Source organism: Serratia sp. FGI94 (assembly GCF_000330865.1).
Taxonomy (GTDB): domain Bacteria; phylum Pseudomonadota; class Gammaproteobacteria; order Enterobacterales; family Enterobacteriaceae; genus Serratia_B; species Serratia_B rubidaea.
Genome location: NC_020064.1, coordinates 3,929,724 through 3,955,890, shown reverse-complemented (window position 1 = coordinate 3,955,890; position 26,167 = coordinate 3,929,724). Strand labels below are relative to the sequence as shown.

Annotated in this window: 27 protein-coding genes; 21 read left to right on the top strand and 6 right to left on the bottom strand. The window is 60.9% G+C overall.

Annotation, left to right across the window (positions count from 1 at the left end):
* Positions 1 to 225: 225 nt before the first annotated feature.
* The 6 genes from acnB (at position 226) to mdcE (ending at position 7,544) form a co-directional block, all read left to right on the top strand.
* A complete protein-coding gene (gene acnB, locus D781_RS18040) occupies positions 226 to 2,823 on the top strand; it encodes a bifunctional aconitate hydratase 2/2-methylisocitrate dehydratase (RefSeq protein ID WP_015673770.1) in 2,598 nt (865 codons plus the stop codon).
* Positions 2,824 to 3,075: 252 nt separating this feature from the next.
* Positions 3,076 to 4,737 (top strand): malonate decarboxylase subunit alpha, encoded by a 1,662-nt coding sequence (gene mdcA / locus D781_RS18035; RefSeq protein ID WP_015673769.1) that lies wholly within the window; start codon positions 3,076 to 3,078, stop codon positions 4,735 to 4,737.
* Positions 4,737 to 5,591 carry a triphosphoribosyl-dephospho-CoA synthase gene (locus D781_RS18030; RefSeq protein ID WP_015673768.1) on the top strand — a complete coding sequence of 285 codons (855 nt, stop codon included), beginning with the start codon at positions 4,737 to 4,739 and terminating at the stop codon, positions 5,589 to 5,591. Before mdcA ends, D781_RS18030 begins: the two co-directional genes overlap by 1 nt.
* 21 nt (positions 5,592 to 5,612) lie before the next feature.
* Positions 5,613 to 5,912 carry a malonate decarboxylase acyl carrier protein gene (mdcC, locus tag D781_RS18025; RefSeq protein WP_015673767.1) on the top strand — a complete coding sequence of 100 codons (300 nt, stop codon included), beginning with the start codon at positions 5,613 to 5,615 and terminating at the stop codon, positions 5,910 to 5,912.
* Positions 5,905 to 6,741, top strand: a complete 837-nt coding sequence (locus D781_RS18020; protein ID WP_015673766.1) for a biotin-independent malonate decarboxylase subunit beta — start codon at positions 5,905 to 5,907, stop codon at positions 6,739 to 6,741. The genes mdcC and D781_RS18020 overlap by 8 nt, the downstream gene beginning before the upstream one ends.
* Positions 6,738 to 7,544, top strand: coding sequence for a biotin-independent malonate decarboxylase subunit gamma (gene mdcE, locus D781_RS18015; RefSeq protein WP_015673765.1), 807 nt, complete (start codon positions 6,738 to 6,740; stop codon positions 7,542 to 7,544). Before D781_RS18020 ends, mdcE begins: the two co-directional genes overlap by 4 nt.
* A gap of 18 nt (positions 7,545 to 7,562) precedes the next feature.
* On the opposite strand, the gene D781_RS23745 is transcribed toward mdcE, so the two are convergent.
* Entirely contained in the window at positions 7,563 to 7,745 is a 183-nt protein-coding gene (locus D781_RS23745; protein ID WP_124014459.1) for a hypothetical protein, read from the bottom strand.
* Between D781_RS23745 and D781_RS18010 the strand changes: the two genes are divergently transcribed.
* Genes D781_RS18010 through mdcH form a run of 3 tightly spaced genes read left to right on the top strand, consistent with a single transcriptional unit; the run spans position 7,725 to position 10,215 of the window.
* Positions 7,725 to 8,660, top strand: a complete 936-nt coding sequence (locus D781_RS18010; RefSeq protein ID WP_015673764.1) for an AEC family transporter — start codon at positions 7,725 to 7,727, stop codon at positions 8,658 to 8,660. The two genes, D781_RS23745 and D781_RS18010, sit on opposite strands and share 21 nt — an antisense overlap.
* A gap of 11 nt (positions 8,661 to 8,671) precedes the next feature.
* Positions 8,672 to 9,280, top strand: coding sequence for a malonate decarboxylase holo-ACP synthase (locus D781_RS18005; RefSeq protein WP_015673763.1), 609 nt, complete (start codon positions 8,672 to 8,674; stop codon positions 9,278 to 9,280).
* Between the two features lie 2 nt (positions 9,281 to 9,282).
* Entirely contained in the window at positions 9,283 to 10,215 is a 933-nt protein-coding gene (gene mdcH, locus D781_RS18000) for a malonate decarboxylase subunit epsilon (protein WP_015673762.1), read from the top strand.
* Here mdcH and D781_RS17995 read toward each other — a convergent pair.
* A complete protein-coding gene (locus tag D781_RS17995) occupies positions 10,212 to 11,132 on the bottom strand; it encodes a LysR family transcriptional regulator (protein ID WP_015673761.1) in 921 nt (306 codons plus the stop codon). The two genes, mdcH and D781_RS17995, sit on opposite strands and share 4 nt — an antisense overlap.
* A 185-nt stretch (positions 11,133 to 11,317) precedes the next feature.
* Between D781_RS17995 and yacL the strand changes: the two genes are divergently transcribed.
* The 6 genes from yacL to D781_RS17965 all read left to right on the top strand — a co-directional run bounded on the left by yacL (position 11,318) and on the right by D781_RS17965 (position 17,379).
* Complete coding sequence (gene yacL, locus D781_RS17990) at positions 11,318 to 11,680, top strand: protein YacL (protein WP_015673760.1); 363 nt, start codon at positions 11,318 to 11,320, stop codon at positions 11,678 to 11,680.
* Positions 11,681 to 11,853: 173 nt separating this feature from the next.
* Positions 11,854 to 12,801: a 2-keto-3-deoxygluconate permease 1 gene (locus tag D781_RS17985; protein ID WP_015673759.1), complete on the top strand. Its 948-nt coding sequence runs from the start codon at positions 11,854 to 11,856 to the stop codon at positions 12,799 to 12,801.
* On the top strand, positions 12,798 to 14,066 hold the full coding sequence (locus D781_RS17980) for a four-carbon acid sugar kinase family protein (protein WP_015673758.1): 1,269 nt from the start codon (positions 12,798 to 12,800) through the stop codon (positions 14,064 to 14,066). Before D781_RS17985 ends, D781_RS17980 begins: the two co-directional genes overlap by 4 nt.
* Positions 14,056 to 15,039 carry a D-threonate 4-phosphate dehydrogenase gene (locus D781_RS17975; RefSeq protein WP_015673757.1) on the top strand — a complete coding sequence of 328 codons (984 nt, stop codon included), beginning with the start codon at positions 14,056 to 14,058 and terminating at the stop codon, positions 15,037 to 15,039. Before D781_RS17980 ends, D781_RS17975 begins: the two co-directional genes overlap by 11 nt.
* 10 nt (positions 15,040 to 15,049) lie before the next feature.
* The gene (locus D781_RS17970; protein ID WP_015673756.1) at positions 15,050 to 15,811 is read left to right on the top strand and encodes a DeoR/GlpR family DNA-binding transcription regulator; all 762 of its coding nucleotides are present in this window, start codon (positions 15,050 to 15,052) and stop codon (positions 15,809 to 15,811) included.
* A 197-nt stretch (positions 15,812 to 16,008) separates the two neighbouring features.
* The gene (locus tag D781_RS17965; RefSeq protein WP_015673755.1) at positions 16,009 to 17,379 is read left to right on the top strand and encodes a sodium:alanine symporter family protein; all 1,371 of its coding nucleotides are present in this window, start codon (positions 16,009 to 16,011) and stop codon (positions 17,377 to 17,379) included.
* 48 nt (positions 17,380 to 17,427) lie between these two features.
* Here D781_RS17965 and speD read toward each other — a convergent pair whose 3' ends face one another.
* From speD to D781_RS17950, 3 genes are all read right to left on the bottom strand, one after another.
* On the bottom strand, positions 17,428 to 18,222 hold the full coding sequence (gene speD, locus D781_RS17960) for an adenosylmethionine decarboxylase (protein WP_015673754.1): 795 nt from the start codon (positions 18,220 to 18,222) through the stop codon (positions 17,428 to 17,430).
* A gap of 57 nt (positions 18,223 to 18,279) precedes the next feature.
* Positions 18,280 to 19,146, bottom strand: a complete 867-nt coding sequence (gene speE / locus D781_RS17955; protein ID WP_015673753.1) for a polyamine aminopropyltransferase — start codon at positions 19,144 to 19,146, stop codon at positions 18,280 to 18,282.
* A 131-nt stretch (positions 19,147 to 19,277) separates the two neighbouring features.
* A complete protein-coding gene (locus D781_RS17950) occupies positions 19,278 to 19,625 on the bottom strand; it encodes a YacC family pilotin-like protein (RefSeq protein ID WP_015673752.1) in 348 nt (115 codons plus the stop codon).
* Positions 19,626 to 19,779: 154 nt separating this feature from the next.
* Between D781_RS17950 and D781_RS17945 the strand changes: the two genes are divergently transcribed.
* The 4 genes from D781_RS17945 to hpt all read left to right on the top strand — a co-directional run bounded on the left by D781_RS17945 (position 19,780) and on the right by hpt (position 23,532).
* On the top strand, positions 19,780 to 20,610 hold the full coding sequence (locus tag D781_RS17945) for a DUF3289 family protein (protein ID WP_015673751.1): 831 nt from the start codon (positions 19,780 to 19,782) through the stop codon (positions 20,608 to 20,610).
* Complete coding sequence (locus D781_RS17940) at positions 20,610 to 21,080, top strand: DUF943 family protein (RefSeq protein ID WP_015673750.1); 471 nt, start codon at positions 20,610 to 20,612, stop codon at positions 21,078 to 21,080. Before D781_RS17945 ends, D781_RS17940 begins: the two co-directional genes overlap by 1 nt.
* Before the next feature lie 145 nt (positions 21,081 to 21,225).
* On the top strand, positions 21,226 to 22,902 hold the full coding sequence (gene cueO / locus D781_RS17935) for a multicopper oxidase CueO (protein WP_015673749.1): 1,677 nt from the start codon (positions 21,226 to 21,228) through the stop codon (positions 22,900 to 22,902).
* Between the two features lie 93 nt (positions 22,903 to 22,995).
* The gene (hpt, locus tag D781_RS17930; protein ID WP_015673748.1) at positions 22,996 to 23,532 is read left to right on the top strand and encodes a hypoxanthine phosphoribosyltransferase; all 537 of its coding nucleotides are present in this window, start codon (positions 22,996 to 22,998) and stop codon (positions 23,530 to 23,532) included.
* A 63-nt stretch (positions 23,533 to 23,595) separates the two neighbouring features.
* On the opposite strand, the gene can is transcribed toward hpt, so the two are convergent.
* Positions 23,596 to 24,267 carry a carbonate dehydratase gene (gene can / locus D781_RS17925; protein ID WP_015673747.1) on the bottom strand — a complete coding sequence of 224 codons (672 nt, stop codon included), beginning with the start codon at positions 24,265 to 24,267 and terminating at the stop codon, positions 23,596 to 23,598.
* 190 nt (positions 24,268 to 24,457) lie between these two features.
* On the opposite strand from can, the gene D781_RS17920 reads away from it, so the two are divergent.
* Positions 24,458 to 25,381, top strand: coding sequence for an ABC transporter ATP-binding protein (locus D781_RS17920; RefSeq protein ID WP_015673745.1), 924 nt, complete (start codon positions 24,458 to 24,460; stop codon positions 25,379 to 25,381).
* A complete protein-coding gene (locus tag D781_RS17915; protein WP_015673744.1) occupies positions 25,378 to 26,148 on the top strand; it encodes an ABC transporter permease in 771 nt (256 codons plus the stop codon). The genes D781_RS17920 and D781_RS17915 overlap by 4 nt, the downstream gene beginning before the upstream one ends.
* Positions 26,149 to 26,167 lie beyond the last annotated feature (19 nt).

Here is a 26,167-nt window from a genome sequence, read left to right as displayed (position 1 = left end):
AACAACCGATTCAAATCCTGATATGCTGGCTGGGCGGAACCGGGCACTGTACCTTACAGTCCAGGACATCGACAGCAGTGCCTCGTAATATCGCCGTGCGCTAAAAAACCCGGTTTGATAACAAATCCGGAGTCTCAGAGGCAGCAGCCGACAGCGCTGCCGCTTCAGCGACGCAAGGTATGGACGCCAGGCACAATAAATGACAATGAGAGCGAGGAGAAAGTCGTGCTAGAAGAATACCGTAAGCACGTGGCCGAGCGTGCTGCAGAGGGCATCGTCCCTAAGCCATTAGACGCATCACAAATGGCAGCGCTGGTCGAATCATTAAAGAATCCGCCGCAAGGCGAAGAAGAATTCCTGTTAGACCTGCTGATTAACCGTGTTCCACCAGGCGTCGACGAAGCCGCCTACGTCAAAGCAGGTTTCCTGGCAGCCATCGCCAAAGGCGAAGCCACCTCCCCCCTGATTACTCCGGAAAAGGCCGTTGAACTGCTGGGCACCATGCAGGGCGGCTACAACATTCATCCGCTGATCGAAGCGCTGGACAACGACAAACTGGCGCCTATTGCCGCCGAAGCGCTGTCTCACACACTGCTGATGTTTGATAACTTCTACGACGTGGAAGAGAAGGCCAAGGCGGGCAACGCCTACGCCAAGCAAATCATGCAGTCATGGGCCGATGCCGAATGGTACCTGTCCCGTCCGGAACTGGCAGAAAAACTCACCGTTACCGTCTTTAAGGTGACCGGCGAAACCAATACCGATGACCTGTCTCCGGCGCCGGACGCCTGGTCGCGCCCGGATATTCCGCTGCACGCGCTGGCAATGCTGAAAAACGAACGTGACGGCATCGTCCCGGATCAGCCGGGCAGCGTCGGCCCGATTAAACAGATCGAAGCGCTGAGCGAGAAAGGCTTCCCGCTGGCCTATGTTGGCGACGTCGTCGGCACCGGCTCTTCCCGTAAATCCGCCACCAACTCGGTGCTGTGGTTTATGGGCGACGATATCCCGCACGTGCCGAACAAGCGCGGCGGCGGCGTAGTGCTGGGCGGTAAAATCGCCCCGATCTTCTTTAACACCATGGAAGATGCCGGCGCATTGCCGATCGAAGTGGACGTGTCCGAGCTGAATATGGGCGATGTAATCGACATCTTCCCGTACAAAGGCGAAGTGCGTAACCACGAAACCGGCGAGCTGATCGCCAGCTTCGAACTGAAAACCGACGTGCTGCTGGACGAAGTGCGCGCCGGCGGCCGTATCCCGCTGATCATCGGCCGCGGCCTGACTACCAAGGCGCGCGAGTCGCTGGGGCTGCCGCACACCGACGTGTTCCGCGTTTCCAAGCCGGTTGCGGCCAGTGACCGCGGCTTCTCGCTGGCGCAGAAAATGGTTGGCCGCGCCTGCGGCGTAGCCGGCGTGCGTCCGGGCGAGTACTGCGAACCGAAGATGACCTCGGTCGGCTCTCAGGACACCACCGGCCCGATGACCCGCGACGAGCTGAAAGACCTGGCCTGCCTGGGCTTCTCGGCCGATCTGGTGATGCAGTCCTTCTGCCATACCGCCGCCTATCCGAAGCCGGTTGACGTGACCACCCACCATACGCTGCCGGACTTTATCATGAACCGCGGCGGCGTCTCGCTGCGCCCGGGCGACGGCATTATCCACTCATGGCTGAACCGCATGCTGCTGCCGGATACCGTCGGCACCGGTGGCGATTCCCACACCCGCTTCCCGATCGGCATCTCCTTCCCGGCCGGTTCCGGTCTGGTGGCGTTTGCCGCAGCGACCGGCGTTATGCCGCTGGATATGCCGGAGTCGGTGCTGGTGCGCTTCAAAGGTAAAATGAAGCCGGGCATCACGCTGCGCGATCTGGTGCACGCCATCCCTTACTATGCGATCCAGCAGGGCCTGCTGACCGTCGAGAAGAAAGGCAAGAAAAACATCTTCTCCGGCCGCATCCTGGAAATCGAAGGTCTGCCGGAGCTGAAGGTTGAACAGGCCTTCGAACTGGCGGATGCCTCCGCCGAGCGTTCCGCCGCCGGTTGTACCATCAAACTGGATAAAGCGCCGATCGAAGAGTACCTGAACTCCAACATCGTGCTGCTGAAATGGATGATCTCCGAAGGTTACGGCGACCGTCGTACGCTGGAGCGCCGTATTCAGGGCATGGAAAAATGGCTGGCGGATCCGCAGCTGCTGGAAGGCGACGCCGATGCGGAATACGCGGCGGTGATCGAGATCGACCTGGCGGAAATCGACCAGCCGATCCTGTGCGCGCCGAACGATCCGGACGATGCGCGTCTGCTGTCCGACGTGGCCAACAGCAAAATCGACGAAGTGTTTATCGGTTCCTGCATGACCAACATCGGCCACTTCCGTGCGGCGGGCAAGCTGCTGGATCAGCACAAAGGCCAGCTGCCGACCCGCCTGTGGGTGGCGCCGCCAACCAAGATGGATGCGGCTCAGCTGACCGAAGAGGGCTACTACAGCGTATTCGGCAAGAGCGGGGCGCGTATCGAGATCCCTGGCTGCTCGCTGTGTATGGGTAACCAGGCGCGCGTCGCCGACGGCGCGACGGTGGTGTCGACCTCAACCCGTAACTTCCCGAACCGTCTGGGTACCGGCGCCAATGTATATCTGGCATCGGCGGAGCTGGCGGCGGTGGCCTCACTGCTGGGGCGCTTACCGACGCCGGACGAGTATCAGACCTATATGGAGCAGGTGGATAAGAGCGCGGCCGATACTTACCGCTATCTGAACTTCAACCAGCTGGAGCAGTATACGGAAAAAGCCGACGGTGTGATCTTCCAGACCGCCGTGTAATTCCCGCACGCTGTGAAAACCCGAATCGGGGGAGCCGCCAGGCTCCCCCTTTTTTATGCCTGAAGTGTGACCCTTTCCGCATTTGGTATTTCCTAATCAATTGAATTTTAAAAGTTATTTTAAATCATTACTCTTAGGCTAACGGTGTCGCCGGGAGCTTGATTGATGGTAAATAGTTAGCGTCCTAACCTAATCCTGTCCGTAATTCTTACTGCGTGAAGCGTAAATCAATTAAACCGGGGAGGTTTAGCTATGTCGCTTTATCAACAGCCCGCACGCGTCTGGGATACCCGGCGTCAGGAGAAGCAGCGCCGGCTGGCCAGCGTGCAGGGGCAGGTGCAAGGAAAGGTGATCCCCACGGCGGATCTAACCGCGGCGCTGGAACGGCTGATCGTGCCGGGTGACCGCGTGGTGCTGGAAGGGAACAACCAGAAACAGGCGGATTTCCTTTCCCGCACTCTGGCGCAGGTCGACCCGTCAACCGTGCACGATCTGCATATGATTATGCCGAGCGTCGGCCGCGCTGAGCACCTGGATATCTTCGAAAAGGGCATCGCCCGCAAGCTGGATTTCGCCTTTTCCGGTACCCAGAGCCTGCGAATTTCTCAACTGCTGGAAGACGGTCAGCTGGAAATCGGCGCCATCCACACCTATATCGAGCTTTATTCGCGCCTGTATGTTGACCTGGTGCCGAACGTGGCGCTGGTGGCGGGCTTCAAGGCCGACCGGCAGGGCAACCTGTACACCGGCCCCAGCACCGAGGACACGCCGGCGCTGGTGGAGGCCGCTGCATTTAAAGACGGGATCGTCATCGCTCAGGTTAACGAACTGGTGGACGACGAAACCGACCTGCCGCGGGTCGATATTCCCGGCTCGTGGATCGATTTTGTGGTGGTGGCGGATCGGCCCTTCTTTATCGAACCGCTGTTCACCCGCGATCCGCGCCTGATCAAACCCGTCCACGTACTGATGGGCATGATGGCGATCAAGGGCATTTACGCCGAGCATCAGGTGCAGTCCCTCAACCACGGTATCGGCTTTAACACCGCCGCCATTGAATTATTGCTGCCGACCTACGGCGAACGCCTGGGGCTGAAAGGCAAAATCTGCAAGCACTGGACCCTGAACCCGCATCCGACCCTGATCCCGGCGATTGAAAGCGGCTGGGTGGAAACCGTGCACTGCTTCGGCGGTGAGCTGGGGATGGAGGATTACATCGCCGCGCGTCCGGATATCTTTTTCACCGGCCGCGACGGTTCGATGCGCTCCAACCGCGCATTCTGCCAGATGGCGGGCCAGTACGCGGTGGACATGTTTATCGGCTCCACGCTGCAGATTGACGCCATGGCGCACTCGTCCACCGTGACGCGCGGGCGGCTTTCCGGCTTCGGCGGCGCGCCGAATATGGGCCACGACCCGCACGGCCGCCGCCATGCCACTCCGGCCTGGCTGGATATGATCGAAGAGCCGGATCCGCTGGCGCGCGGCCGCAAACTGGTGGTGCAGATGGTGGAGACCTTCCAGGCCGGCGCGAAGCCGACCTTTGTCGAGAAGCTTGAGGCGATCGACGTCGCCGAAGAGGCCGGCATGCCGCTGGCGCCGGTGATGATTTATGGCGATGACGTCACCCACGTGTTGACCGAAGAGGGTATCGCCTACCTGTATCGCGCCCGCTCGCTGGAGGAGCGCCGGGCGATGGTCGCCGCGGTAGCCGGCATCACCGATATCGGGCTGGGCGTGGACGCCGCCAGGGTGGCGCAGCTGCGCCGCGAAGGCAAAGTGGCGTACCCGGAAGATATGGGCATCCGCCGCACCGAGGCCGACCGTTCGCTGCTGGCGGCGGGCAGCGTGGCCGATCTGGTGGACTGGTCCGGCGGCCTGTACAACCCGCCGGCTAAATTCCGGAGTTGGTGATGAAACTTTCCTCCTGCAGCAAGGCGGCGCAGGCCGATGCCCTTGCGCTGCGTCTGGCGGACGCCGCCACCCAGGCGCTGATCGACGAGGCGCGCCTCAGCCCGAAGCCGGGGCTGGTGGACGCGCGCGGCAGCGGCGCGCATCAGGATCTGACGCTGGCGTTGATGGAGCGCTCGGCCCTCAGCCTGCATGACACCTTTTATGCGCTGGCCATCGCCGGCTGGCAGCGTCCGGCGGATGGCGCACTGCGTCAGGAGATTGGTCGTATCGGCCGCGAGGGCGAGCGGCAGATGATGGCGGCGACCGGCGGGGTGAATACCCACCGCGGCGCCATCTGGGCGCTGGGGCTGCTGGTGACGGCGCTGGCGATGCGGGAGGGGCGCGCCGACGCGCGACAAACCTGCCTGCGGGCGGCGCAGCTGGCGCAGTTGGCGGACCCGGCCAGCCCGAAGTCGTTCAGCAAAGGGCTGCGCGCCTCGCGGCGTTACCGGGTGCCCGGCGCGCGGGAAGAGGCGCAGCAGGGGTTCCCGCACGTGATGCGTCTGGCGCTGCCGCAGCTGTGGCGCAGCCGGGCCGCCGGCGCCGATGAACAGGCGGCCCGGCTGGATGCGCTGATGGCGATCATGACCAGCCTGAGTGACACCTGCGTGCTGTCGCGCGGCGGCTGGCCGGCGCTGCAGGCGATGCGGCAGGGCGCGCAGGCGGTATTGCGCGCCGGCGGTTACCAGCGGCCGGCGGGGCGGGCGCAGCTGGCGCGGTTGGAGCAGCGGCTGCTGGCCTGCAACGCTTCGCCGGGCGGGGCGGCGGATCTACTGGCGGCGGCGCTGCTGCTCGATCGGGCGGCGGGCTGCTGAACATCTATTCGAGAGGACGTTATGGAACATATTGAATTGAGCTATCCGGCTACGGAGCACGTGGTCGGCCAGCGGTTGGCCGGCGTGGTCGGCTCCGGCGATATGGAAGCGCTGTTTGAGCCAGCGGCGGGTGACGTGCTGCGGGTGGTGATTAAAACCTCGGTCGACGGCAGCCAGCAGCGCTGGCGGCATCTGTTTGAGCGCCTGGCGGCGCTGCGCAGCCTGCCGGCGGGGCAGCTGGAGATTAACGATTTCGGCGCGACGCCGGGGGTGGCGCGTCTGCGGATTGAGCAGGTGTTTGAGGAGGCCGGCCATGCGTGAAGATCTCAGCTTTATTGAACTCAGCGCCCGTGAACGGGCGCGGCAATTACTCGACGACGGCAGCTTCCGCGAGCTGCTGGGGCCGTTTGAACGTATCACCTCGCCGTGGCTGGAGCCGCAAGGCATCGTCACCCAGGCGGATGACGGCATGGTGGTGGCCAAAGGCACCCTGAACGGTCAGCCGGCGGTGGTGGCGGCGGTTGAAGGGGCGTTTCAGGGCGGCAGCATGGGCGAAGTCTCCGGCGCCAAGATGGCGGCGGCGCTGGAGCTGGCGGCGGAGGATAACCGCAACGGCATTCCGACGCAGGCGGTGCTGCTGCTGGAAACCGGCGGCGTGCGTCTGCAGGAGGCCAATCTGGGGTTGGCGGCGATCGCCGATATTCACGCCGCCATCGCCGACCTGCGGCGCTATACCCCGGTGGTGGGCATTATCGCCGGCACCGTCGGCTGCTTCGGCGGCATGTCGATTGCCGCCGGCCTGTGCAGCTACCTGATCGTCACCCGCGAAGCGCGTCTGGGGCTTAACGGCCCGCAGGTGATTGAGCAGGAGGCGGGGATTGAGGAGTACGACTCCCGCGACCGGCCGTTTATCTGGAGCATGACCGGCGGCGACGTGCGCTACCGCAGCGGTTTCGCCGACGTGGAGGTGGAGGATGCGTTGCATCAGGTGCGCGCCGCGCTGCTGGCATGCCTGGCGCGCGGCGTGCCGGCGCGGCACCGCAGCGAACGCCATGACTATTACCTGCCGAAACTGACGCAGTTTGACAGCCGTCAGCAGGCGGACGCCGCCGTGGTGGCGCAACTTTTTGCACGGGAGGATCGTCCATGAGCACACAGACAACCAGCCGCGGTGACTATTGGTTCTCGCTGCTGACGCAGGGAGCCGCGGAGCGGCGCGGGCAGTGCGCCTCGGTCAGGGTGGCCGACGGCGACCTCGACGGCCAGGCGGCGCGTTTTATCGCCGTGGTGCCGGATGCCGATAACCACTACCCGCGCGCCGCGCGCGGCGAGGTGGGGCTGCTGGAGGGCTGGACGCTGGCGCAGGTGGTCAGCGAGGCGGTGGCGGCGGATCGGCATCAGACGCAAAAGCGCGCCATCGTGGCGATTATCGACGTGCCGAGCCAGGCCTACGGCCGCCGCGAAGAGGCGTTCGGCATTCATCAGGCGCTGGCCGGCGCGGCGGGCGCCTATGCCGCGGCGCGACTGGCCGGGCACCCGGTGATTGGGCTGATCGTCGGCAAGGCGATGTCGGGGGCGTTTTTGGCACACGGCTACCAGGCCAACCGGCTGATCGCCTTTAACGACGACGGCGTCATGATCCACGCCATGGGCAAGGCATCTGCCGCGCGCATTACGCTGCGTTCGGTCGAGGCGCTGGAGAAACTGGCCGCCACGATCCCGCCGATGGCTTACGACATCGGCCACTACGGTTCGCTGGGGTTGCTTGATCAACGGCTGGATATTCGCGATCCGCTGCAGGCGACGCTGCAGGAGCTGGCGCTGGTGCGCACGGCGGTGGTCAAGGCGATCGCGGACAGCCGGCGGCAGGGCTGCGGACTGGAAAACCGCCTGGGGGCGGACAATCGCCGCAGCTCCGCGCTGGTGCGCGAGCGTATGCGCGCCGAATGGTAACAGCGGCTTTCGTTAACGTCAGTTCGTCATAACCGGGCCGGAGAGGGGCAAGCCCTTTCCGGCTGATAACAACCAATCACTACCTTCATCTGCATCTTGGCTGCGGGCAACCCCCAAACCAGTAATAAGAAACACATCGCACCTGAACTGACTGAATTTTTTCTTTTTAACAGGTGATTTATGACTTACATCATTATTCATGCGCTGGCGCCGATCTTTGTCATCATGCTGCTGGGTTTTTACGCCGGCAAGACGAAAATGGTCGATAACCAGAATGTTTCTTTGCTCAATATCTTTGTGATGGATTTTGCGTTGCCCGCGGCGCTGTTCAGCGCCACCGTACAGACCCCGTGGCTGGGCATCGTGCAGCAGTCGCCGCTGATTGTGGTGCTGGTGTTGGCGATGTGGCTGACCTACGCGGCGATTTACGTTGTCAGCACCCGGCTGTTCCATAAGTCGCCGCAGGATGCGGCGGTGCTGACGCTGACCGTGGCGCTGCCCAACTATGCGGCGCTCGGCCTGCCGATCCTCGGCAGCGTGCTGGGTGAATCGCCGAGCACTTCGCTGTCGGTGGCGGTCTCCATTGCCTGCGGCTCGGTGTTGATGACGCCGTTCTGCCTGCTGATTCTGGAGCGGGAAAAAGCCCGCGCCGCTGGCGGCGAACAGCAGGCGGGGGCGCGCATGCTGCCGTTGTTGATGTGGCGCTCGGTGATTAAGCCGATCGTCTGGGGGCCGCTGCTGGGCGTGGTGCTGTCGGCCGTTGGCGTGCGGATGCCGGAGATGGTGCTGGCGGCCACCGCGGCGGCGCTGTTCCTGACCGGGGTGATTTTGTCGGCGCGCCGGCTGCAGATTAATGCCTCGGTGCTGCTGGCCAGCGTCACCAAGCTGCTGATCCAGCCGTTTATCGCCTGGGGCATCGTGCTGGCGCTGGGGTTGCACGGCAGCGTGGCGATCACCGCGATCCTGATGATTGCGCTGTCGGCGGGCTTCTTCGGCATCGTGTTCGGCAACCGCTTCGGCGTGCAGTCGCCGGATGCGGAAGCCACGCTACTGATAAGCTCGGTGCTGTGTATTCTGACGCTGCCGCTGTTTATCACCCTGACCGCCGGTCTGTAACGGAGGAAACCATGATACGTCCGCATGACCTGCTATGGACGGATAACGCCGACGCGCTGATCTTTCCCGGCGCCGCGCCGGCATGGGCAACGCGGCAGTGTGAACTGCCGCTGGTGGTGCGGCGCGATTTGCCGCGCGACGGCGCCATTCCGGTAGGCATCCGCGGCGCGACGCGCGCCCAGCGGGCGGCGGCCTGGCTGCCGCCTGCGGCGGTGCGCCGGCGGGTAACGCCGCAGGCGCTGGTAGCCGGGCTGTCGGCGGCGTCGCCCTTTGCCGATTTGCCGCCGGTGCGGGCGCTGCTGACGCTGGCGGCGCAGCCGTGGCGCTGGGCGTGGGGCGTGACCGGCAGCTGCGGCTATGCGCTGGCGACCGGCCTGCCGGTGATGCATGCGGACAGCGATCTGGACCTTACCGTGCGCTGCCCGCAGCCCGTCGATCGCGCGGCGCTGCAGGCGCTGGCGCAGCGGCTGCGTACGCTGCCGTGCCGGGTCGATATGCAGATTGAAACCCCTCACGGCGGCTTTGCGCTCAGCGAGTGGCTGCGCGACGGACGGGTACTGTTAAAAACCAACGGCGGCCCTTATCTGACCGATGCGCCATGGTCGGCGCTGCAGGAGTGATGATGAAGATTCTTTTTACCTTTCCTGGCCAGGGGTCGCAGACGCCGCAGATGTTGCACCAGCTGCCGGATACTGCCGTCAGCCGCGAACTGCTGACGCAGGCGCGTCAGACGTTGGGGGAGGATCCGCTGTCGCTGGACGGTGCGCAGGCGCTGCAAAAAACGCGTGCGGTGCAGCTTTGCCTGTTGATCGCCGGCGTCGCCTACGCCCGCGAGCTGGTGCAGCACGGCGTGACGGCCGACTTTGTCAGCGGCCTGTCGATCGGCGCGTTTCCGGCGGCGGTGGTGGCCGGCGCCTTGAGCTATGAGGACGCGCTGCGGCTGGTGGCGCTGCGCGGCGAGCTGATGGAGCAGGCCTATCCGCAGGGCTATGGTCTGGCGGCGCTGGTCGGTCTGCCGCAAAGCCGGGTGGAGGCGTTAATTGCGCAGGTGAACGGCGAGCGGTCGCCGCTATATCTGGCCAATATCAACGCCGACGACCAGATGGTGGTAGCCGGCAGCGATGAGGCGCTGAGCCGGGTGATGACGCTGGCGAAGCAGGCCGGCGTAGCCAGGGCCAGCCGTCTGGCGGTCAGCGTGCCGTCCCACTGTGCGCTGCTGGCGCAGCCGGCGGCCAGGCTGGCGGAGGCGATGCAGGCGGTGACGCTGCGGCGTCCGCGGGTGGCCTATCTGAGCGGCAGTAGCGGTCGGGTGCTGTGGCAGCCTGAGCGCATCGCCGACGATCTGGCCTATAACATGGCGCGCACCGTGCGTTGGCACGAGGCGATGCGGGCGGCGTATGAGCGCGAGGTGCGGCTGGCGATTGAGATGCCGCCGGGCGCGGTGCTCAGCGGCCTGACGCGCAAGGTGATGACCGCAGGGGAAGCGCTGTCCCGCTGCCAGCTGGGGCTGGCGGCGGTGGTCGGCATTGTCGAACGCTACCGCCGTCAGGCTTAGCGGGGTCGCTCTGCGCGGGCGTACATGCGGCTCTCCGCCGTCAGCGCCAGCAGGTTCGGGTCCTGCTGCTGATTGCGGTTAAGCACCAGTGCGATGGTCTGGCGCATCTGGTAGCGTTCGCACAGCGGCATCAGCCGCACCGTGTGTTCGTAAACCTTTTTCATCCGGCCGGGCAGCAGTGTATAGCCGACGCCGGCCTGCACCAGACTGAGCATCGAGAAGATATCGTTGACCCGGGTGACGATTTCCGGCTCAAAACCGGCAATCTGAAAGGCCTCGGTAAAGCCGTGATAGGTGGCGAACCCTTCGGTCAGCGAAACGAATTTCTGGCGGCGGAAATCCTGCAGGTCCGCCGGGCCGTCAACCACCAGTTCAGAGCTGGCGGGCGCGGCGAGAAAGATATCGTCTTTAAACAGCGGCTGGGTCTCAAAGCGCTGCGGGTCCACCTGGCTGTCGGAAACGGAGATCAGAATGGCGTCCAGCTGCTGCGTTTGCAGCTGCGCCAGCAGCGCGGCATTGGAGCCCATCGTCAGATTGATTTCCAGCTCCGGACGGCGCAGTTTCAGCCCCATAATCAGGCGCGGCACCGTTTCCAGCGTCAGCGAGTAGAGCGTGCCGAGCCGCAGGCGCTGCTGCCCGAAGCCGGCCTTCAGCCGCGTCTCCTCAATGCCTTTCTGGGTCAGCCCGACGATATCGCGGGCGTAGTCCGCCAGCGTATGGGCGGCGGGCAGCGGCTGCAGATTGCGTCCCTGATGAATAAACAGCGGGCAGCGGATGCCGGCCTCCAGCGTATGCAGCGCGCGGTGGACGCTGACGCTGCTCAGCGCCAGCCGTTCGGCGGCGCGGGCGATGTTTTCCGTCTCCATAAAGGCCAGAAAGATTTCCAGTTTTTTCAGGGTAATTTCACTGTCGATCATTGGCGCATCCCTTGGCTGTTCCAGCCCACCATCATAACAACAATCGCGGCGGGCGGCTTCCCATTGCCGCGCCAAGCCGCTATATTGCCCGCCGCAAAAAAGAGCTGAACTTTGCGAGCGCTCGCTGAAATCGGGGCCGAATAACGCTGTACACTTATCATATATAGGCCTGGGGAGGGCGCACGATGGATTACGAATTTCTGCGGGATGTGACCGGTCAGGTAATCGTCAGATTTTCTATGGGACATGAAGCCATCGGCCATTGGATCAATGAAGAGCTGAAAGGCGATCTGAATCTGCTGGACCGGATTGAGAACGGCGCGGCGCAGGTGAAGGGCAGCGAGCGTCAGTGGCAGCTGGAAGGCCATGAATATACGCTGCTGATGGATGGCGAAGAGGTGATGATCCGCGCCAATCAGCTGCTGTTTGAAGGCGACGAGATGGAGGAGGGGATGAACTATTACGATGAAGAGAGCCTCTCCTTCTGCGGCGTAGAGGATTTTCTGGCGGTGCTGCAGGCCTACCGGCACTTTATGCTGAACTACTGAGCCGGGCCGCTGCAGACCGGGCGGCGTTCGCCGCCCGCACACCTACTTTCGTGATTAAATAAAATCAAAAAATCATTCCTTGGTCGTGATAACTGCGATCGCGCTCTCTATTTTTTATAATTTGATTCAATATAATCATTGTGATTAAAATAAATCAAAAATGCGAGGGTGCGATGAAACTGAAAGCGGCAATAGAGAAGATCCCCGGCGGGATGATGGTCGTCCCGCTGGTGCTTGGCGCGCTGTTGAATACTTTTACACCAGAGGCTTTAGAGATCGGCGGTTTTACCACCGCGTTATTCAAAAACGGCGCCGCGCCGCTGATCGGCGCTTTCCTGCTGTGTATGGGGGCCGGCATCAGCTTTAAGGCGGCGCCGCAGGCGCTGCTGCAGGGCGGCACCATCACCCTGACCAAACTGCTGGTGGCAATGGCGCTGGGGTTGGGAGTGGAGCGGCTGTTTGGCGCCGACGGCGTCTTTGGCCTGACCGGCGTGGCGATTATCGCGGCGATGAGCAACTCCAACGGCGGCCTGTATGCGGCGCTGGTCGGCGAGTTCGGCAATGAGCGCGACGTCGGCGCCATCTCCATTCTGTCGCTCAACGACGGCCCCTTCTTCACCATGATCGCGCTGGGCGCCGCCGGGATGGCCAACATTCCGCTGATGGCGCTGGTTGCGGTGCTGGTGCCGCTGCTGGTGGGGATGCTGCTGGGCAACCTCGATGCGAACATGCGTGAATTCCTGACCAAAGGCGGCCCGGTATTGATCCCGTTCTTCGCCTTTGCCCTCGGCGCCGGCATCAATCTGGAGATGCTGCTGCAGGGCGGGCTGGCGGGCATTCTGCTCGGGGCATTGACCACCTTCGTCGGCGGTTTCTTCAACATCCGCGCCGATCGGCTGGTCGGCGGCTCCGGCATCGCCGGGGCGGCGGCCTCCAGCACGGCGGGCAATGCGGTGGCGACGCCGTTAGCGATAGCGCAGGCCGATCCTTCGCTGGCGTCGGTGGCCGCTGCGGCCGCGCCGCTGATTGCCGCCTCGGTGATCACCACGGCGATCCTGACGCCGATCCTCAGCTCCTGGGTGGCGAAGCGTAATGCGGCGGTGAAGGAGAAGGCGGTATGAAAATGATCGTGATTGCCGATGATTTTACCGGCGCCAGCGATACCGGCGTACAGCTGGCGAAAAAGGGCGCGCGTACCGACGTGCTGCTGAATGACCGGCAGCCGGCGCCGCGCCGCGGCGATGTGCTGGTGATCAATACCGAGAGCCGTGCGCTGCCGGCGGCGGAGGCGGCGCGCAAGGTCAGCGATGCGCTGCGCCCCTACTGTGGCGGTGAGCAGTCGCCGCAGGTGTACAAAAAGATTGATTCAACCTTCCGCGGCAACGTCGGCGCGGAAATTGCCGCGGCGATGCAGGCCAGCGGCGCACGGTTGGCGATCGTGGCGGCGGCGATCCCGGCCGCCGGCCGGGTGACGCGGGGCGGCGCATGCTGGGTGCACGGCGTGCCGCTGCTGGAGACCGAATTTGCCAGCGATCCGAAAACGCCGATCGTCTCGTCGCAGATTAACACCCTGATTGGCCAGCAAACCGATATCGCTATTTATGAACTGGATCTGGCGACGGTACGCGGCGCGGCGCTGGACGAGCGGCTGGCGCAGCTGGCGCGGCAGGGCGGCATTGTGGTGGCGGACGCTGAACTGGACGGCGATCTGGCGCTGCTGGCGCAGAGCATCGGCCGGCTTGCCACGCCGGTGCTGCTGGTCGGCGCCGCCGGCCTGGCCAATGCGCTGCCGTCGGCCTGGTATCTCAGCGAACGGCAGCGGCTGCCGGTGCTGGTGGTGGCCGGTTCGATGAGCGAGGCCACCCGCCGGCAGATTACCTTCGCCGAACAGGAGAAATCGCTGGGCATTATCGATATCGACGTGCGGGCATTGTTGTCGGCGCAGGGCGCGCAGGCCTGCGAGGAGATTGCGCAGCAGGCGGCGGCGATACTGCAGACGCATCGGCACTGCGTACTGCGCACCTGCCGCGACGGCGACGCGCGCCGGCAGGTGGAGCAGCTGTGTGCTGAGCTGGACGTCAGCCGCCAGCAACTGGGCGACCGCATCAGCCAGTCGCTGGGGGAGATGACGCTCGACATTATCAACCGTACGCGGATTGGCGGCCTGTTCCTGACCGGCGGCGATATTGCGATTGCCGTCGCCCGGGCGCTGGGGGCGGAAGGCTACCGTATTAACGGTGAAGTCGCGCCCTGCGTACCGTGCGGCACCTTTATCAACAGTGAGATTGACGACCTGCCGGTAATTACCAAAGCCGGCGGTTTTGGCGGCGAAACCACGCTGCGCGACGCGCTTTATTTTATTGAGGAGATGTACAGTGGCAAATAACACCATCGCGATTACCATGGGCGACCCGGCAGGCATCGGGCCGGAAATTATTATCAAGGCGTTGGCCGAGGGAGAATTGTCCGGCGCCCGCGCCGTGGTGGTCGGCTGTTTGGCCACGCTGCGGCGCATTCAGGCGCTGGGCATCACGCCGGCGGCGGAGCTGCGGCCGATAGAGACGGTGGCGCAGGCGCGTTTTGCGCCGGGAGTGATCAATGTGATCGACGAGCCGCTGGCGGATCCCGCCGCGCTGCAGGCGGGGAAAGTCCAGGCGCAGGCGGGGGATCTGGCCTACCGCTGCGTCAGACGCGCCACCGAACTGGCGCAGGCCGGCGAGGTGCAGGGCATCGCCACCGCGCCGCTGAACAAAGAGGCGCTGCATCTGGCGGGGCATATGTATCCCGGCCATACCGAGCTGCTGGCCACGCTGACCCACAGCCGCGATTACGCCATGGTGCTGTATACCGACAAACTGAAAGTGATCCACGTATCCACCCATATCGCCCTGCGTAAGTTCCTGGATACGCTGAGCGCCGAGCGGATCGAAACGGTGGTGTCGATGGCGGATACTTTCCTCAAGCGGGTGGGCTTTAGCCAGCCGCGCATCGCCGTCGCCGGCGTTAACCCGCACGCCGGGGAGAACGGCCTGTTTGGCGATGAAGAGATTAAGATCGTCAGCCCGGCGATTGCAGCGGCGAAGGCGCGCGGTATTGATGTCTACGGGCCTTGTCCGCCGGATACGGTCTTCCTGCAGGCTTACGAAGGCCAATACGATATGGTGGTGGCGATGTACCACGATCAGGGGCATATTCCGCTGAAACTTCTGGGCTTTTACGACGGAGTGAATATTACCGCCGGGCTGCCGTTTATCCGCACCTCCGCCGACCACGGTACGGCCTTTGATATTGCCTGGACAGGTAAAGCCAAGTCTGAGAGCATGGCGATCTCGATACAATTAGCCACGCAGCTTGCCTAATCAAGGGACTATGAAGCCACAACATCGTCTGGACCAGATTCTGGACTATTTAAAGGGCCATAATCTGGTCACGGTTGAACAGCTGGTTACGGCGATCGACGCATCGCCGGCCACCATTCGCCGCGACCTGATCAAACTGGACCAGCAGGGTGTGATCAACCGCAGCCACGGCGGCGTGGCGCTCAACCGCTTTATCCCCGCTCAGCCGACCACCAATGAGAAGCAGCTGCGCCATCTGCAGGAAAAGCGCGCTATTGCCCAGCAGGCGCTGGCGCTGATTAAGCCCGGCGATGCGGTGGTGCTGGACGCCGGCACTACCATGCTGGAACTGGCGCGCAACCTGACCCATCTGCCGCTGCGGGTGATTACCGCCGACCTGCGCATCGCCCTGCTGCTGTCGGAGTTTAAGCAGATTGAGGTCACTATTATCGGCGGCCGCATTGATGACAGCAGCCAGTCCTGCATCGGCGAGCACGGTCGCCGCCTGCTGCGCGGCGTCTATCCGGATATTGCCTTTATCAGCTGTAACTCCTGGAGCCTGGAAAAGGGCGTCACCACGCCGACGGAAGAGAAAGCCGGGCTGAAGCAGGATCTGGCGGCGAACGCGCGCCGACGGGTGTTGCTGGCGGACAGTAGCAAATACGGCGCCTATTCACTGTTTTGCGTGACGCCGCTGGCCGAATTGACCGATATCGTGACCGACGGCGCCCTGCCGGCGGAGGTGCAGCAGCAGTTAACGGCGCTGCCCGCGCAGCTGCATCTGGCCCAGTAGAGCGCAATGATGGCGGGCGTCATGCCCGTCCGACGTTATTGCCTTTCTGTTTCCTTTCCCCGCACTTTTACCGGCGGACAACGTGAGCTGCCCCCGGTTTAACGTTGATTTGTTTTGTATCCCTACCTTTTTTAGGTTACATCTTGTTAATAAATATAATGCTTATTGTTACAAGTATACGACGGTAGGGGGAAGGGATGGATTGGGTAATCGCGGGGTTGTCGGCCGTTAACGGCGTGGTATGGGGCGTCCCGATGCTGATCGGCATTCTGGGCATCGGTATATTTTTGCAGATTCGGCTCTCTTTTTTGCCGATTCGCCGGTTAGGCACCGGCTTTAAGCTGCTGTTCGAGCGCAATCACCACCGCGGCGACGGACAGATTTCACCGTTCAATGCGCTGATGACCGCGCTGTCCGCCACCATCGGCACCGGTAATATTGCCGGCGTCGCCACGGCGGTGGTGCTCGGCGGCCCCGGCGCGCTGTTCTGGATGTGGATCACCGCGCTGGTGGGCATGGCGACCAAATATTCCGAGGCGGTGTTGGCGGTGCGTTTTCGCGAAGTCGACGCGCGCGGACACTATGTCGGCGGGCCGATGTACTACATCAAGCACGGACTGGGTAAAAAGTGGATGTGGCTGGGAACGCTGTTCGCCTTTTTCGGCAGTATTGCCGGCTTTGGCATTGGCAATACCGTGCAGGCCAACTCGATTGCCGAGGCGCTGAACAGTAACTTCGGCGTCTCCCACGCGGTGACCGCCGGCGTGCTGGTGGTGCTGGTGGGCGCGGTGCTGATCGGCGGCATTAAGCGTATTGCCGACGTGGCGGGGAAACTGGTGCCGCTGATGACGGTGGGCTATTTTGGCGCCGGCATTATCGTGCTGGGGTTGAACGTGAGCGAGATCCCGGCCGCCTTCTCGCTGATTATCACGTCCGCCTTTACGCCGGTGGCGGCGCAGGGCGGCTTTGCCGGCGCGGCGGTCTGGGCGGCAATTCGCTTCGGGGTGGCGCGCGGCGTGTTCTCCAACGAGGCTGGTCTCGGCAGCGCACCGATCGCCCACGCGGCGGCCAAAACGCAGAACCCGATTCGTCAGGGGCTGATCGCCATGCTGGGCACCTTCATTGACACTATTATCGTGTGTTCCATCACCGGCCTGACCATTATTATCAGCGGTAAATGGATCAGCGGCGAGACGGGGGCGGCGCTGACCTCGACGGCCTTCTCATCCTCTCTGCCGGGGGGCAACTACATCGTGGCGGTGGCGCTGGCGATTTTCGCCTTTACCACCATTCTGGGCTGGAGCTTTTACGGTGAGAAGTGCATCCAGTATTTGTTCGGGCCGAAGATGATCGTACCGTTCCGCATTGCCTGGATCATTGCGCTGCCGATTGGCGCCACGCAGTCGCTGGAGTTTGTCTGGCTGCTGGCGGACACGCTGAATGCGATGATGGCTATCCCGAACCTGATTGCGCTGGCGCTATTAAGCCCGGTGGTGTACCGCCTGACGCGCGAACATATTCATGATGTGAACGCGCCCTCGGTTCAGGTTGACGGTACCAATCAGTAGCGGCGGGGGGACTCAAACCGCGGGGCAGCCTTGGCTGCCCCGCGTGGTTTACAGATGCGGAATATTCCGCCCGTAATAGATCTCCTGCATCTCTTTCCACAGCAGATCGGTAATCCGTTGTCGTTCTTCCTCGCTCAGCGCCTCGGGTTTGGCGTTGAACAGATAGTGCTTCAGATCGAAGTCTTTCAGCAGCATCTTGGTGTGGAAGATATTTTCCTGATAAACGTTCACATCCATCATGTGGTACAGCGCCTTCATATCCTCAGACATAAAGTTCTGGATCGAATTGATCTCATGATCGATATAGTGCTTTACGCCGTTGACGTCACGGGTGAAACCGCGCACGCGGTAATCCATGGTGACGATATCCGATTCCAGCTGGTGGATCAGATAGTTCAGCGCCTTCAGCGGGGAAATCACGCCGCAGGTTGAGACTTCAATGTCGGCGCGGAAGGTGCACAGACCGCCTTCCGGATGGCTCTCCGGGTAGGTGTGTACGCAGATATGGCTCTTGTCCAGGTGTGCCACCACCGTATTGGGCAGCGGGCCGGGGTGTTCCGAGGTATCAACGTCTTTCGGATCGACCGGTTCCTCGCTCACCAGAATGGTGACGCTGGCGCCTTGCGGCTCATAGTCCTGACGTGCGATGTTCAGAATGTTGGCGCCAATGATCGAGCAGGTCTCGCTGAGGATCTCGGTCAGGCGGTTGGCGTTGTACTGTTCGTCAATGTAGGCGATATAGCCGTCGCGGTCGTCCGCGGTTTTGGCGTAACAAATATCGTAAATACAAAAACTCAGGCTTTTGGTCAGGTTATTGAAGCCGTGCAGTTTCAGCTTTTGCAATTTGGTTCACCCCCTTTGTTTCTCTCGGGTCTAACGTGGAATGCGCTCATGCGCCGCTTATGCCGGTGATTCGGCCAGGGCGTTGAGCAGGTATTGCGGCAAGGCAAAGCTGCCGCCGTGGACCGCCGGATTGTAATAACGGCAGTGTAAACCGCTTTGGTTAAAGCGTTGTTGCAGCGTGGCGAGGTCAAGCTGACGCAGCGCCGGGTTCTGGCTGGCCCAGGCAAAGGTCATGATGCCGCCGTAGTAGGTCGGGATTGCCGCCTGGTAAAAGCTGACGTCCTGGAAATAGTGGCTTAACCGGGTGTGGCTGTTGACGGCCTCATCCTGCTGCAGGAAGCAGACGCCGTTCTGCGCGACGAAAATGCCGTTCTCATTCAGGCAGCGGGCGCAGCCTTCATAGAAGGCCGAGGTGAACAGGCTTTCACCGGGGCCGATCGGGTCGGTGCAGTCGGAGATAATCACGTCGAATTTTTCATCGGTCTGATTAACGAAGTTGACGCCGTCGTCGATCACCAGTTTGAAGCGCGGGTCGTCATAGGCGCCGGCATTGTGGTTTGGCAGGTACTGACGGCAGAACGCCACCACGCCGGCGTCGATTTCCACCATGGTGATCTGCTCAACGCCGCGGTGACGGCTGACTTCACGCAGCATGCCGCCGTCGCCGCCGCCGATAATCAGCACTTTCTTCGCCTGGCCGTGGGCCAGCAGCGGCACGTGGGTCATCATCTCGTGGTAGATGAACTCGTCGCGCTCGGTGGTCTGTACCACGCCGTCAAGCGCCATCACGCGCCCTAACACCGCGTTTTCAAAGATCACCAGATCCTGGTGCTCGGTTTTTTCACGGTACAGCTCTTTCTCTACCGTGAAGTACTGACCGAAGCTGTCGTGCAGCGTTTCATACCAAATTTCTTTTTGGGCCATGTCGGGATGCTCCGTAATAACAGCCATGAAAAATCGGCGCAACATAATAGCTAACTCTGCTACAGGTTGCACGGTGGAATTTCACACAATCGGCGGGAAAGGGACGAGCGGCGGCGTAGGGCCGGCCGCCTTTAGTTGGCGTAGGCCAGCAGGCTGAGGGAGTCGCGCGCCAGCGATTTGCACTTGGTTGGCGTAGGGATGGCAATGCCGCTGAGATCGCGGTAGCTGTCCTCGCCCAGCGCCTTCATATCGAAGTGGTCATAATTGCTGAGATCCCAGCGGTTCTGCTGGGCAAAATAGACGATGGCGCGCTTTACCTGCTCGTTAGGCAAGTCTTTGTAACCACAGTTGTTTTTTAGATAGACGAACACCGCAGTCAGATCCGCCAGGTCTTCCGCCTCTGATTCATTGAGCGCCAGGCTGGCGTTGGAAAAGCCCAGCGTACTCAGCAACAGTATCAATAAAGTGGTCTTTTTCATCGTGACAATGGGGCCGTTGGTTGTCTGCAGACGTTACCACACTTTTTCCTTTCCCACTCTACTTTCGTCCGCAGGGCGGCTTTACAGCCGATTCGGCCTGTGCGTATGATTTCTGTGCGTTTCGCAGGAGGATTAACACAAGGAGTGTATAACGATGACGGCATTAACTTTTCCCTGTACGGTGTTCGAAACCCAGAAACGGATGGATGACTATGGTGCGGCGGATATGCGCAGCGGTGACCTGACGTCCGGGCAGTTAAAGACGCAGTTTCGTTTGACGGACGTTTCCACCAGAGTAGACCCCTATACGCTAAGGCGCAGCGCCGCCTTTGGCGGCTGGTCGTCGATGTTCAGGCCGCCGGCTGCGGGTGCGCCGGTAGGGCGTCAGGAGTGCGCCCGGATACTGTTTGATGAGTTCCGGGAACTGTCAGCGACCTTTGCGCTGTATGGCCCGTATCGCCCTTTGATCGGCAGGATGATCAACCATATGCAGTACGGCAACGGCACGCCGTTTCGGGATGCGTTGTTAGACCAGGCGCTGAAGGCGCATATTCTTAATGATAAGACTGTAAATAGTTCATTATTAAAAGTAAGAAATGCTTTGGATGAAAATATCGATAGGGTTAATGGTTATTTTCCCAATGATAAGCTCTACAGGATAAGGGAAATTATTCTTGAGGGAAGGCTGCCCAAGTTCGATCGGTTGCAGGATAATTTTAACGGTATGGGGATAACCGTTCATGATACATGGGCAACGTACATTACTATAAAGTCGCTCCATATAGAGAATGGCGGCTATTGTGTCGCAGTGAACTACAAAGTACAGGATCACTTCGGTTTGGATACAGAGGATATTTTAAAGTTCAAGTTTAATCAGTTTCGTTTTTTTCGCATCTGGTTTGTACTGCAGCGCTATAACCAGTTTGGTTTTAAGCCGTTTATGACAAATATGGAAGCGGATGTAGAGTTGCGGGGGAGGTGGTGATGAAGGGGAAATGTAAGGTAACGTTTGTTGCTTTGGTTGTCGTCATACTGCTTGGATTATTGATATGGATATTGGTCCGTCCGGTAAAAATTGTTGCCGTACATAAAAAAGGGGAGTTTGCTTCTGTTTTAGTTGAAAACTTCCCGCTTAGCGACCGGGGGAAAATGAATTGGTGGCTCAAAAACCAAAAAACATTAACAGAGCAATATGGGATTCCTGCCCCGGCAAAAGATAGCTACTTTTATGTCACATTTTGGAAATTTGGTGACGGTTACAAAGAAGAGGGCAAGTACGATCGACTGTGCTTTGACGATATGAAACCGCCAAAGAACTGTATTGAAAAGGATGCGGTTTTCTCTGTCAGCCACAGCCGTAATCTGGGCACCGTTTTTACCACCTATGAAGGACGCTACAAACTGCAAGAAAACGGTGAGATTGTCGCATATAAGAGTACGTTTGAAGCCCGATGACGGGAGCGCGGGAGCCGGTGCCTGAATAACTTGACGTAACCTAACAAAACAAGACAAATCAAACTATTATTGAACTTGACCTTCCACCAAGGGGAGGGTTTACGCTGGCCGGATATTTTTATGTAACTGGAAAAGGGAGTCAGCTATGTTACGTCGTGATTTTATTAAATATACCGCCGCATTGGGCGCGGTCAGCGCATTGCCGCTCTGGAGTCGGGCCGCGTGGGCGGCCGATCTGCCCGCGCTGCCGATACCGCCGCTGTTGACGCCGGATGCGCAAGGCAAGCTGGCGCTGGCGCTGCAGACCGGCGAGATGAACTGGCTGCCGCAGGCGGCGACCAAAACCTGGGGCGTCAACGGCGCCCTGCTGGGGCCGGCGGTGCGTCTGCAACGCGGCAAAGCGGTGACGGTCGATATTAACAACCGGCTGCCGGAAGCCAGCACCGTTCACTGGCACGGGCTGGAGATCCCCGGCGATGTCGATGGCGGCCCGCAGGCGCTGATTGCGCCGGGCGCCACCCGCACCGTCCATTTCACCATCGACCAGCCGGCGGCCACCTGCTGGTTCCACCCGCATACGCACGGTAAAACCGGCCATCAGGTGATGATGGGGCTGGGCGGCCTGGTGCTGCTGGAAGATGAAGAGAGCAGCAAACTGTCGCTGCCGAAAACCTGGGGCAAGGATGATATCCCGGTGATTTTGCAGGACAAGCGGCTGGGCAAAGATGCGCAGATTGAGTATCAGCTCGATATTATGAGCGCGGCGGTGGGCTGGTTCGGCGACCGCATGTTCACCAACGGCGCGCAGTACCCGCAGCACGTCGCGCCGCGCGGCTGGCTGCGCCTGCGCTTTCTCAACGGCTGTAACGCGCGTTCGCTGCAGCTGGCCGCCAGCGATCGGCGGCCGCTGTACGTTATCGCCAGCGACGGCGGTTTCCTCGGCGAGCCGGTGAAGCTGACGGAACTGCCGATGCTGATGGGTGAACGTTTTGAAGTGCTGGTCGACACCAGCGACGGTAAACCGTTTGATATCGTCACGCTGCCGGTACAGCAGATGGGGATGACGCTGGCGCCGTTCGACCAGCCGCTGCCGGTGCTGCATATTCAGCCATCGCTGGCGCAGGGGATTAAATCGATGCCGGACAGCCTGGTGACACTGCCGCCGCTGCCTGCCGCCGCCACCGGCGCGCAGCAGCGTGAGTTCCGCCTGATGATGGATCCTAAACTGGATATGCTGGGGATGAAGGCGCTGATGGATCGCTACGGACATCAGGCGATGGCCGGCATGAGTATGGACCATGGCAGCATGGGGCACGGTGCGCCGGAGAGCGGCGGCCAGATGGCCGGCATGGACCACGGCAAGATGGCCGGGATGGATCACAGCAAAATGGCCGGGATGGATCACAGCAAAATGGATCACGGCAGCATGACCGGCATGGACCACGGTAAGATGAAGCACGGCGAGCAGCCGTATGATTTCAGCCACGGCAATACCATCAACGGCAAGGCGTTTGACATGAGCAAGCCGGTGTTCGCTGCCAAACGCGGGCAGTATGAGAAGTGGGTCATCTCCGGCGAAGGCGACATGATGCTGCATCCTTTCCATATTCACGGCACCCAGTTCCGTATTTTAAGCGAAAACGGCAAGCCGCCGGCGGCGCATCGCGCAGGCTGGAAGGATACGGTGCGGGTGGAAGGCGCGCGCAGCGAGGTGCTGGTGCAGTTTAACCATGAGGCCAGTGCGGAACATGCCTATATGGCGCACTGTCACCTGCTGGAGCATGAAGATACCGGCATGATGATGGGCTTTACCGTCGCCTAAGGGGAAAAATGGCAGGGCGGCGCGCTCGCGTCGCCTCTGCTGTCAGGCTATGCTAGAATCTGCGCCTTTCTTCCGGCAATAGACCTGAATACTATGAAACACACTGTAGAAGTAATGATTTCCGAGCAGGAAGTTAAGACCCGAATCGCCGAACTTGGCCGCCAGATCACCGAACATTACCGCGACAGCGGCAGCGATATGGTGCTGGTCGGGTTGCTGCGCGGCTCTTTCATGTTTATGGCGGATCTGTGCCGCACCATTGAGGTGTCGCACGAGGTCGATTTCATGACCGCCTCCAGCTACGGTAGCGGCATGTCCACCACCCGCGACGTGAAAATCCTCAAAGATCTTGATGAAGACATCCGCGGCAAAGACGTGCTGATCGTGGAAGACATCATCGATTCCGGCAATACGCTGAACAAAGTGCGCGAAATTCTGGCGCTGCGCGGCCCGAAATCACTGGCGATCTGTACGCTGCTGGATAAACCGGAGCGTCGTGAAGTTGAAGTGCCGGTCGAGTACGTAGGCTTTTCTATACCGGACGAGTTTGTGGTCGGCTACGGCATCGACTATGCCCAGCGCTATCGCCACCTGCCGTACGTCGGCAAAGTGGTGCTGCTCGACGAGTAAGCAAGATCGGGGGCGACGTGGTTAAACGCGCCCCCGCCAGTTCGGCGTGAGGTAGCAGCAGGCTTATGCCTGCGGCGGCTGTAAGCCTTTGCTCTGCAGCAGCGTCGAAATGCCTTTGCGGTAGCCCTGCTCCAGGCTTTCGCGGCTGGTGGCCGTGACCTCCAGATCGCGCAGGCGTCCGTCCTGAATGCCGTACACCCAGCCGTGAATCATCACTTTCTGGCCGCGCTGCCAGGCGGACTGCATGATGGTAGAGTGGCCCAGGTTATGCACCTGTTCGATCACGTTGATCTCGCACAGGGCGTTGAGACACTCTTCCTTGTCGAGTTTTTCCAGTTGCGGGCTATGCTTGTACCACAGATCGCGGATATGCAGCAGCCAGTTGTTGATCAGCCCCAGCTCCGGGTTTTCAACCGCCGCCTGCACGCCGCCGCAGCCCAGGTGGCCGCAGATAATGATATGTTCAACCTGCAGCACATCGACGGCGTACTGTACCACCGACAGGCAGTTAAGATCGGTGTGAATCACCAGGTTGGCCACGTTGCGGTGCACGAACAGTTCTCCCGGTTCCATTCCGGTCAGACGTTCGGCAGGCACGCGGCTGTCAGAACAGCCAATCCACAGAAAGCGCGGTTTTTGCGCCTGCGCCAGTCGTTCAAAGAATTCGGGGTCTTCCTGGTTGATGTTGGAGGACCACGCTTGGTTATTGGCAATTAGCCTTTCTATCTCTTTCATGACGGTTATGCACCTGTAATGAACACTTTGCGTAGGAGTAATATAGGGCAAGCGTCACAGTTTTGAAATCGGAACAGTGGAGTTAACCGCACGGATTCAACTCGGCAGGCGCGCCGTTGATGGTAAGATCGAAGTAATGATTCAATAACATCAGTCTCGAATACATGGTCATAGGGTACCCTTATCGCTTATGAATTATGCACTGGAATTAACACAGTTGACCAAGACCTACGCCGGCGGGGTCAAGGCGTTGCGCGGTATCGACCTGCGCGTCGAAGCCGGTGATTTCTATGCTTTGCTGGGGCCGAACGGCGCGGGCAAATCCACCACCATCGGGATTATCAGCTCGCTGGTGAATAAAACCTCCGGCAAGGTGCAGGTGTTTGGCTATGACACCGATAAAGACATCGTCAACGCCAAACGCCAGCTGGGGCTGGTGCCGCAGGAGTTCAACTTCAATCCGTTTGAAACCGTGATGCAGATTGTGGTCAACCAGGCGGGCTACTACGGCGTGACGCGGCGCGATGCGCTGTCGCGCGCGGAAAAATACCTGACGCAGCTGGATCTGTGGGAGAAGCGCAACGAGCGGGCGCGCATGTTGTCCGGCGGGATGAAGCGCCGCCTGATGATCGCCCGTGCGCTGATGCATCAGCCCAAGCTGCTGATCCTCGATGAGCCGACCGCCGGGGTGGATATTGAACTGCGCCGCTCCATGTGGGGCTTCCTGAAAGACCTCAATGCGCAGGGCACCACCATCATTCTGACGACCCACTATCTGGAAGAAGCGGAGATGCTGTGCCGCAATATCGGCATTATCCAGAACGGCGAGCTGGTGGAAAACACCTCAATGAAAGGGCTGTTGGCGAAGCTGAAGTCGGAGACCTTTATTCTCGATCTGGCGGCGAAAAGCCCGCTGCCGGCGCTGGACGGCTATCACAGCCGGCTGGTCGACACCTCAACGCTGGAAGTGGAAGTGATGCGCGAACAGGGGCTGAATGGCCTGTTCAGCCAGCTGAGCGCGCAGGGCGTGCAGGTGCTGAGCATGCGCAACAAGGCTAACCGGCTGGAAGAGCTGTTTGTCACCCTGGTTAATGGTAATGGAGAAAAAGCATGACACGTTTGTACTGGGTGGCATTGCAGAGCATCTGGGCGAAAGAAGTACACCGTTTTGCGCGTATCTGGGTGCAGACCCTGGTGCCGCCGGTGATCACCATGACGCTGTATTTTATCATCTTCGGTAATCTGATCGGTTCGCAGATCGGCAATATGCACGGCTTCACCTATATGCAGTTTATCGTGCCCGGCCTGATTATGATGGCGGTAATCACCAACTCTTACGCCAACGTCGCCTCATCGTTCTTCAGCGCCAAATTCCAGCGCAATATCGAAGAACTGCTGGTGGCGCCGGTGCCGACCCACGTGGTGATCGCCGGTTACGTCGGCGGCGGCGTGGCGCGCGGCATCTGCGTGGGCGTGCTGGTGACGGCGATCTCGTTGTTCTTCGTGCCGCTGCAGATCCATGCCTGGTGGGTGATTGCCGCCACGCTGCTGCTGACGGCGATTCTGTTCTCGCTGGGCGGCCTGCTCAACGCGGTCTTCGCCACCACCTTTGACGATATCAGCCTGATCCCGACCTTTGTGCTGACGCCGCTGACCTATCTGGGAGGCGTGTTCTACTCGCTGTCGCTGCTGCCGCCGTTCTGGCAGGCGGTGTCGAAGCTGAACCCGATCGTGTATATGATCAGCGGTTTCCGCTACGGCTTCCTTGGCGTGCACGACGTGCCGCTGACGCTGACCATGGCGGTGCTGCTGGCGTTTATCGCCGTGTTCTACCTGCTGGCCTGGTACCTGATCGAGCGCGGCCGCGGTCTGCGCACCTGATGGCCGTTCCCCCTCCCGC

What these genes read in the sequence shown, in the direction of transcription:
- cueO (WP_015673749.1), top strand. Translation starts at nt 21,226, where the DNA reads ATGTTACGTCGTGATTTTATTAAATATACCGCCGCATTGGGCGCGGTC.
- D781_RS18005 (WP_015673763.1), top strand. Translation starts at nt 8,672, where the DNA reads ATGATACGTCCGCATGACCTGCTATGGACGGATAACGCCGACGCGCTG.
- D781_RS18020 (WP_015673766.1), top strand. Translation starts at nt 5,905, where the DNA reads ATGCGTGAAGATCTCAGCTTTATTGAACTCAGCGCCCGTGAACGGGCG.
- D781_RS17950 (WP_015673752.1), bottom strand. Translation starts at nt 19,625, where the DNA reads ATGAAAAAGACCACTTTATTGATACTGTTGCTGAGTACGCTGGGCTTT.
- D781_RS18010 (WP_015673764.1), top strand. Translation starts at nt 7,725, where the DNA reads ATGACTTACATCATTATTCATGCGCTGGCGCCGATCTTTGTCATCATG.
- D781_RS17985 (WP_015673759.1), top strand. Translation starts at nt 11,854, where the DNA reads ATGAAACTGAAAGCGGCAATAGAGAAGATCCCCGGCGGGATGATGGTC.
- hpt (WP_015673748.1), top strand. Translation starts at nt 22,996, where the DNA reads ATGAAACACACTGTAGAAGTAATGATTTCCGAGCAGGAAGTTAAGACC.
- can (WP_015673747.1), bottom strand. Translation starts at nt 24,267, where the DNA reads ATGAAAGAGATAGAAAGGCTAATTGCCAATAACCAAGCGTGGTCCTCC.
- D781_RS17995 (WP_015673761.1), bottom strand. Translation starts at nt 11,132, where the DNA reads ATGATCGACAGTGAAATTACCCTGAAAAAACTGGAAATCTTTCTGGCC.
- D781_RS23745 (WP_124014459.1), bottom strand. Translation starts at nt 7,745, where the DNA reads ATGAATAATGATGTAAGTCATAAATCACCTGTTAAAAAGAAAAAATTC.
- speE (WP_015673753.1), bottom strand. Translation starts at nt 19,146, where the DNA reads ATGGCCCAAAAAGAAATTTGGTATGAAACGCTGCACGACAGCTTCGGT.
- yacL (WP_015673760.1), top strand. Translation starts at nt 11,318, where the DNA reads ATGGATTACGAATTTCTGCGGGATGTGACCGGTCAGGTAATCGTCAGA.
- D781_RS17940 (WP_015673750.1), top strand. Translation starts at nt 20,610, where the DNA reads ATGAAGGGGAAATGTAAGGTAACGTTTGTTGCTTTGGTTGTCGTCATA.
- D781_RS17915 (WP_015673744.1), top strand. Translation starts at nt 25,378, where the DNA reads ATGACACGTTTGTACTGGGTGGCATTGCAGAGCATCTGGGCGAAAGAA.
- mdcE (WP_015673765.1), top strand. Translation starts at nt 6,738, where the DNA reads ATGAGCACACAGACAACCAGCCGCGGTGACTATTGGTTCTCGCTGCTG.
- D781_RS17970 (WP_015673756.1), top strand. Translation starts at nt 15,050, where the DNA reads ATGAAGCCACAACATCGTCTGGACCAGATTCTGGACTATTTAAAGGGC.
- D781_RS17965 (WP_015673755.1), top strand. Translation starts at nt 16,009, where the DNA reads ATGGATTGGGTAATCGCGGGGTTGTCGGCCGTTAACGGCGTGGTATGG.
- D781_RS18030 (WP_015673768.1), top strand. Translation starts at nt 4,737, where the DNA reads ATGAAACTTTCCTCCTGCAGCAAGGCGGCGCAGGCCGATGCCCTTGCG.
- D781_RS17920 (WP_015673745.1), top strand. Translation starts at nt 24,458, where the DNA reads ATGAATTATGCACTGGAATTAACACAGTTGACCAAGACCTACGCCGGC.
- mdcC (WP_015673767.1), top strand. Translation starts at nt 5,613, where the DNA reads ATGGAACATATTGAATTGAGCTATCCGGCTACGGAGCACGTGGTCGGC.
- mdcA (WP_015673769.1), top strand. Translation starts at nt 3,076, where the DNA reads ATGTCGCTTTATCAACAGCCCGCACGCGTCTGGGATACCCGGCGTCAG.
- mdcH (WP_015673762.1), top strand. Translation starts at nt 9,283, where the DNA reads ATGAAGATTCTTTTTACCTTTCCTGGCCAGGGGTCGCAGACGCCGCAG.
- D781_RS17945 (WP_015673751.1), top strand. Translation starts at nt 19,780, where the DNA reads ATGACGGCATTAACTTTTCCCTGTACGGTGTTCGAAACCCAGAAACGG.
- D781_RS17980 (WP_015673758.1), top strand. Translation starts at nt 12,798, where the DNA reads ATGAAAATGATCGTGATTGCCGATGATTTTACCGGCGCCAGCGATACC.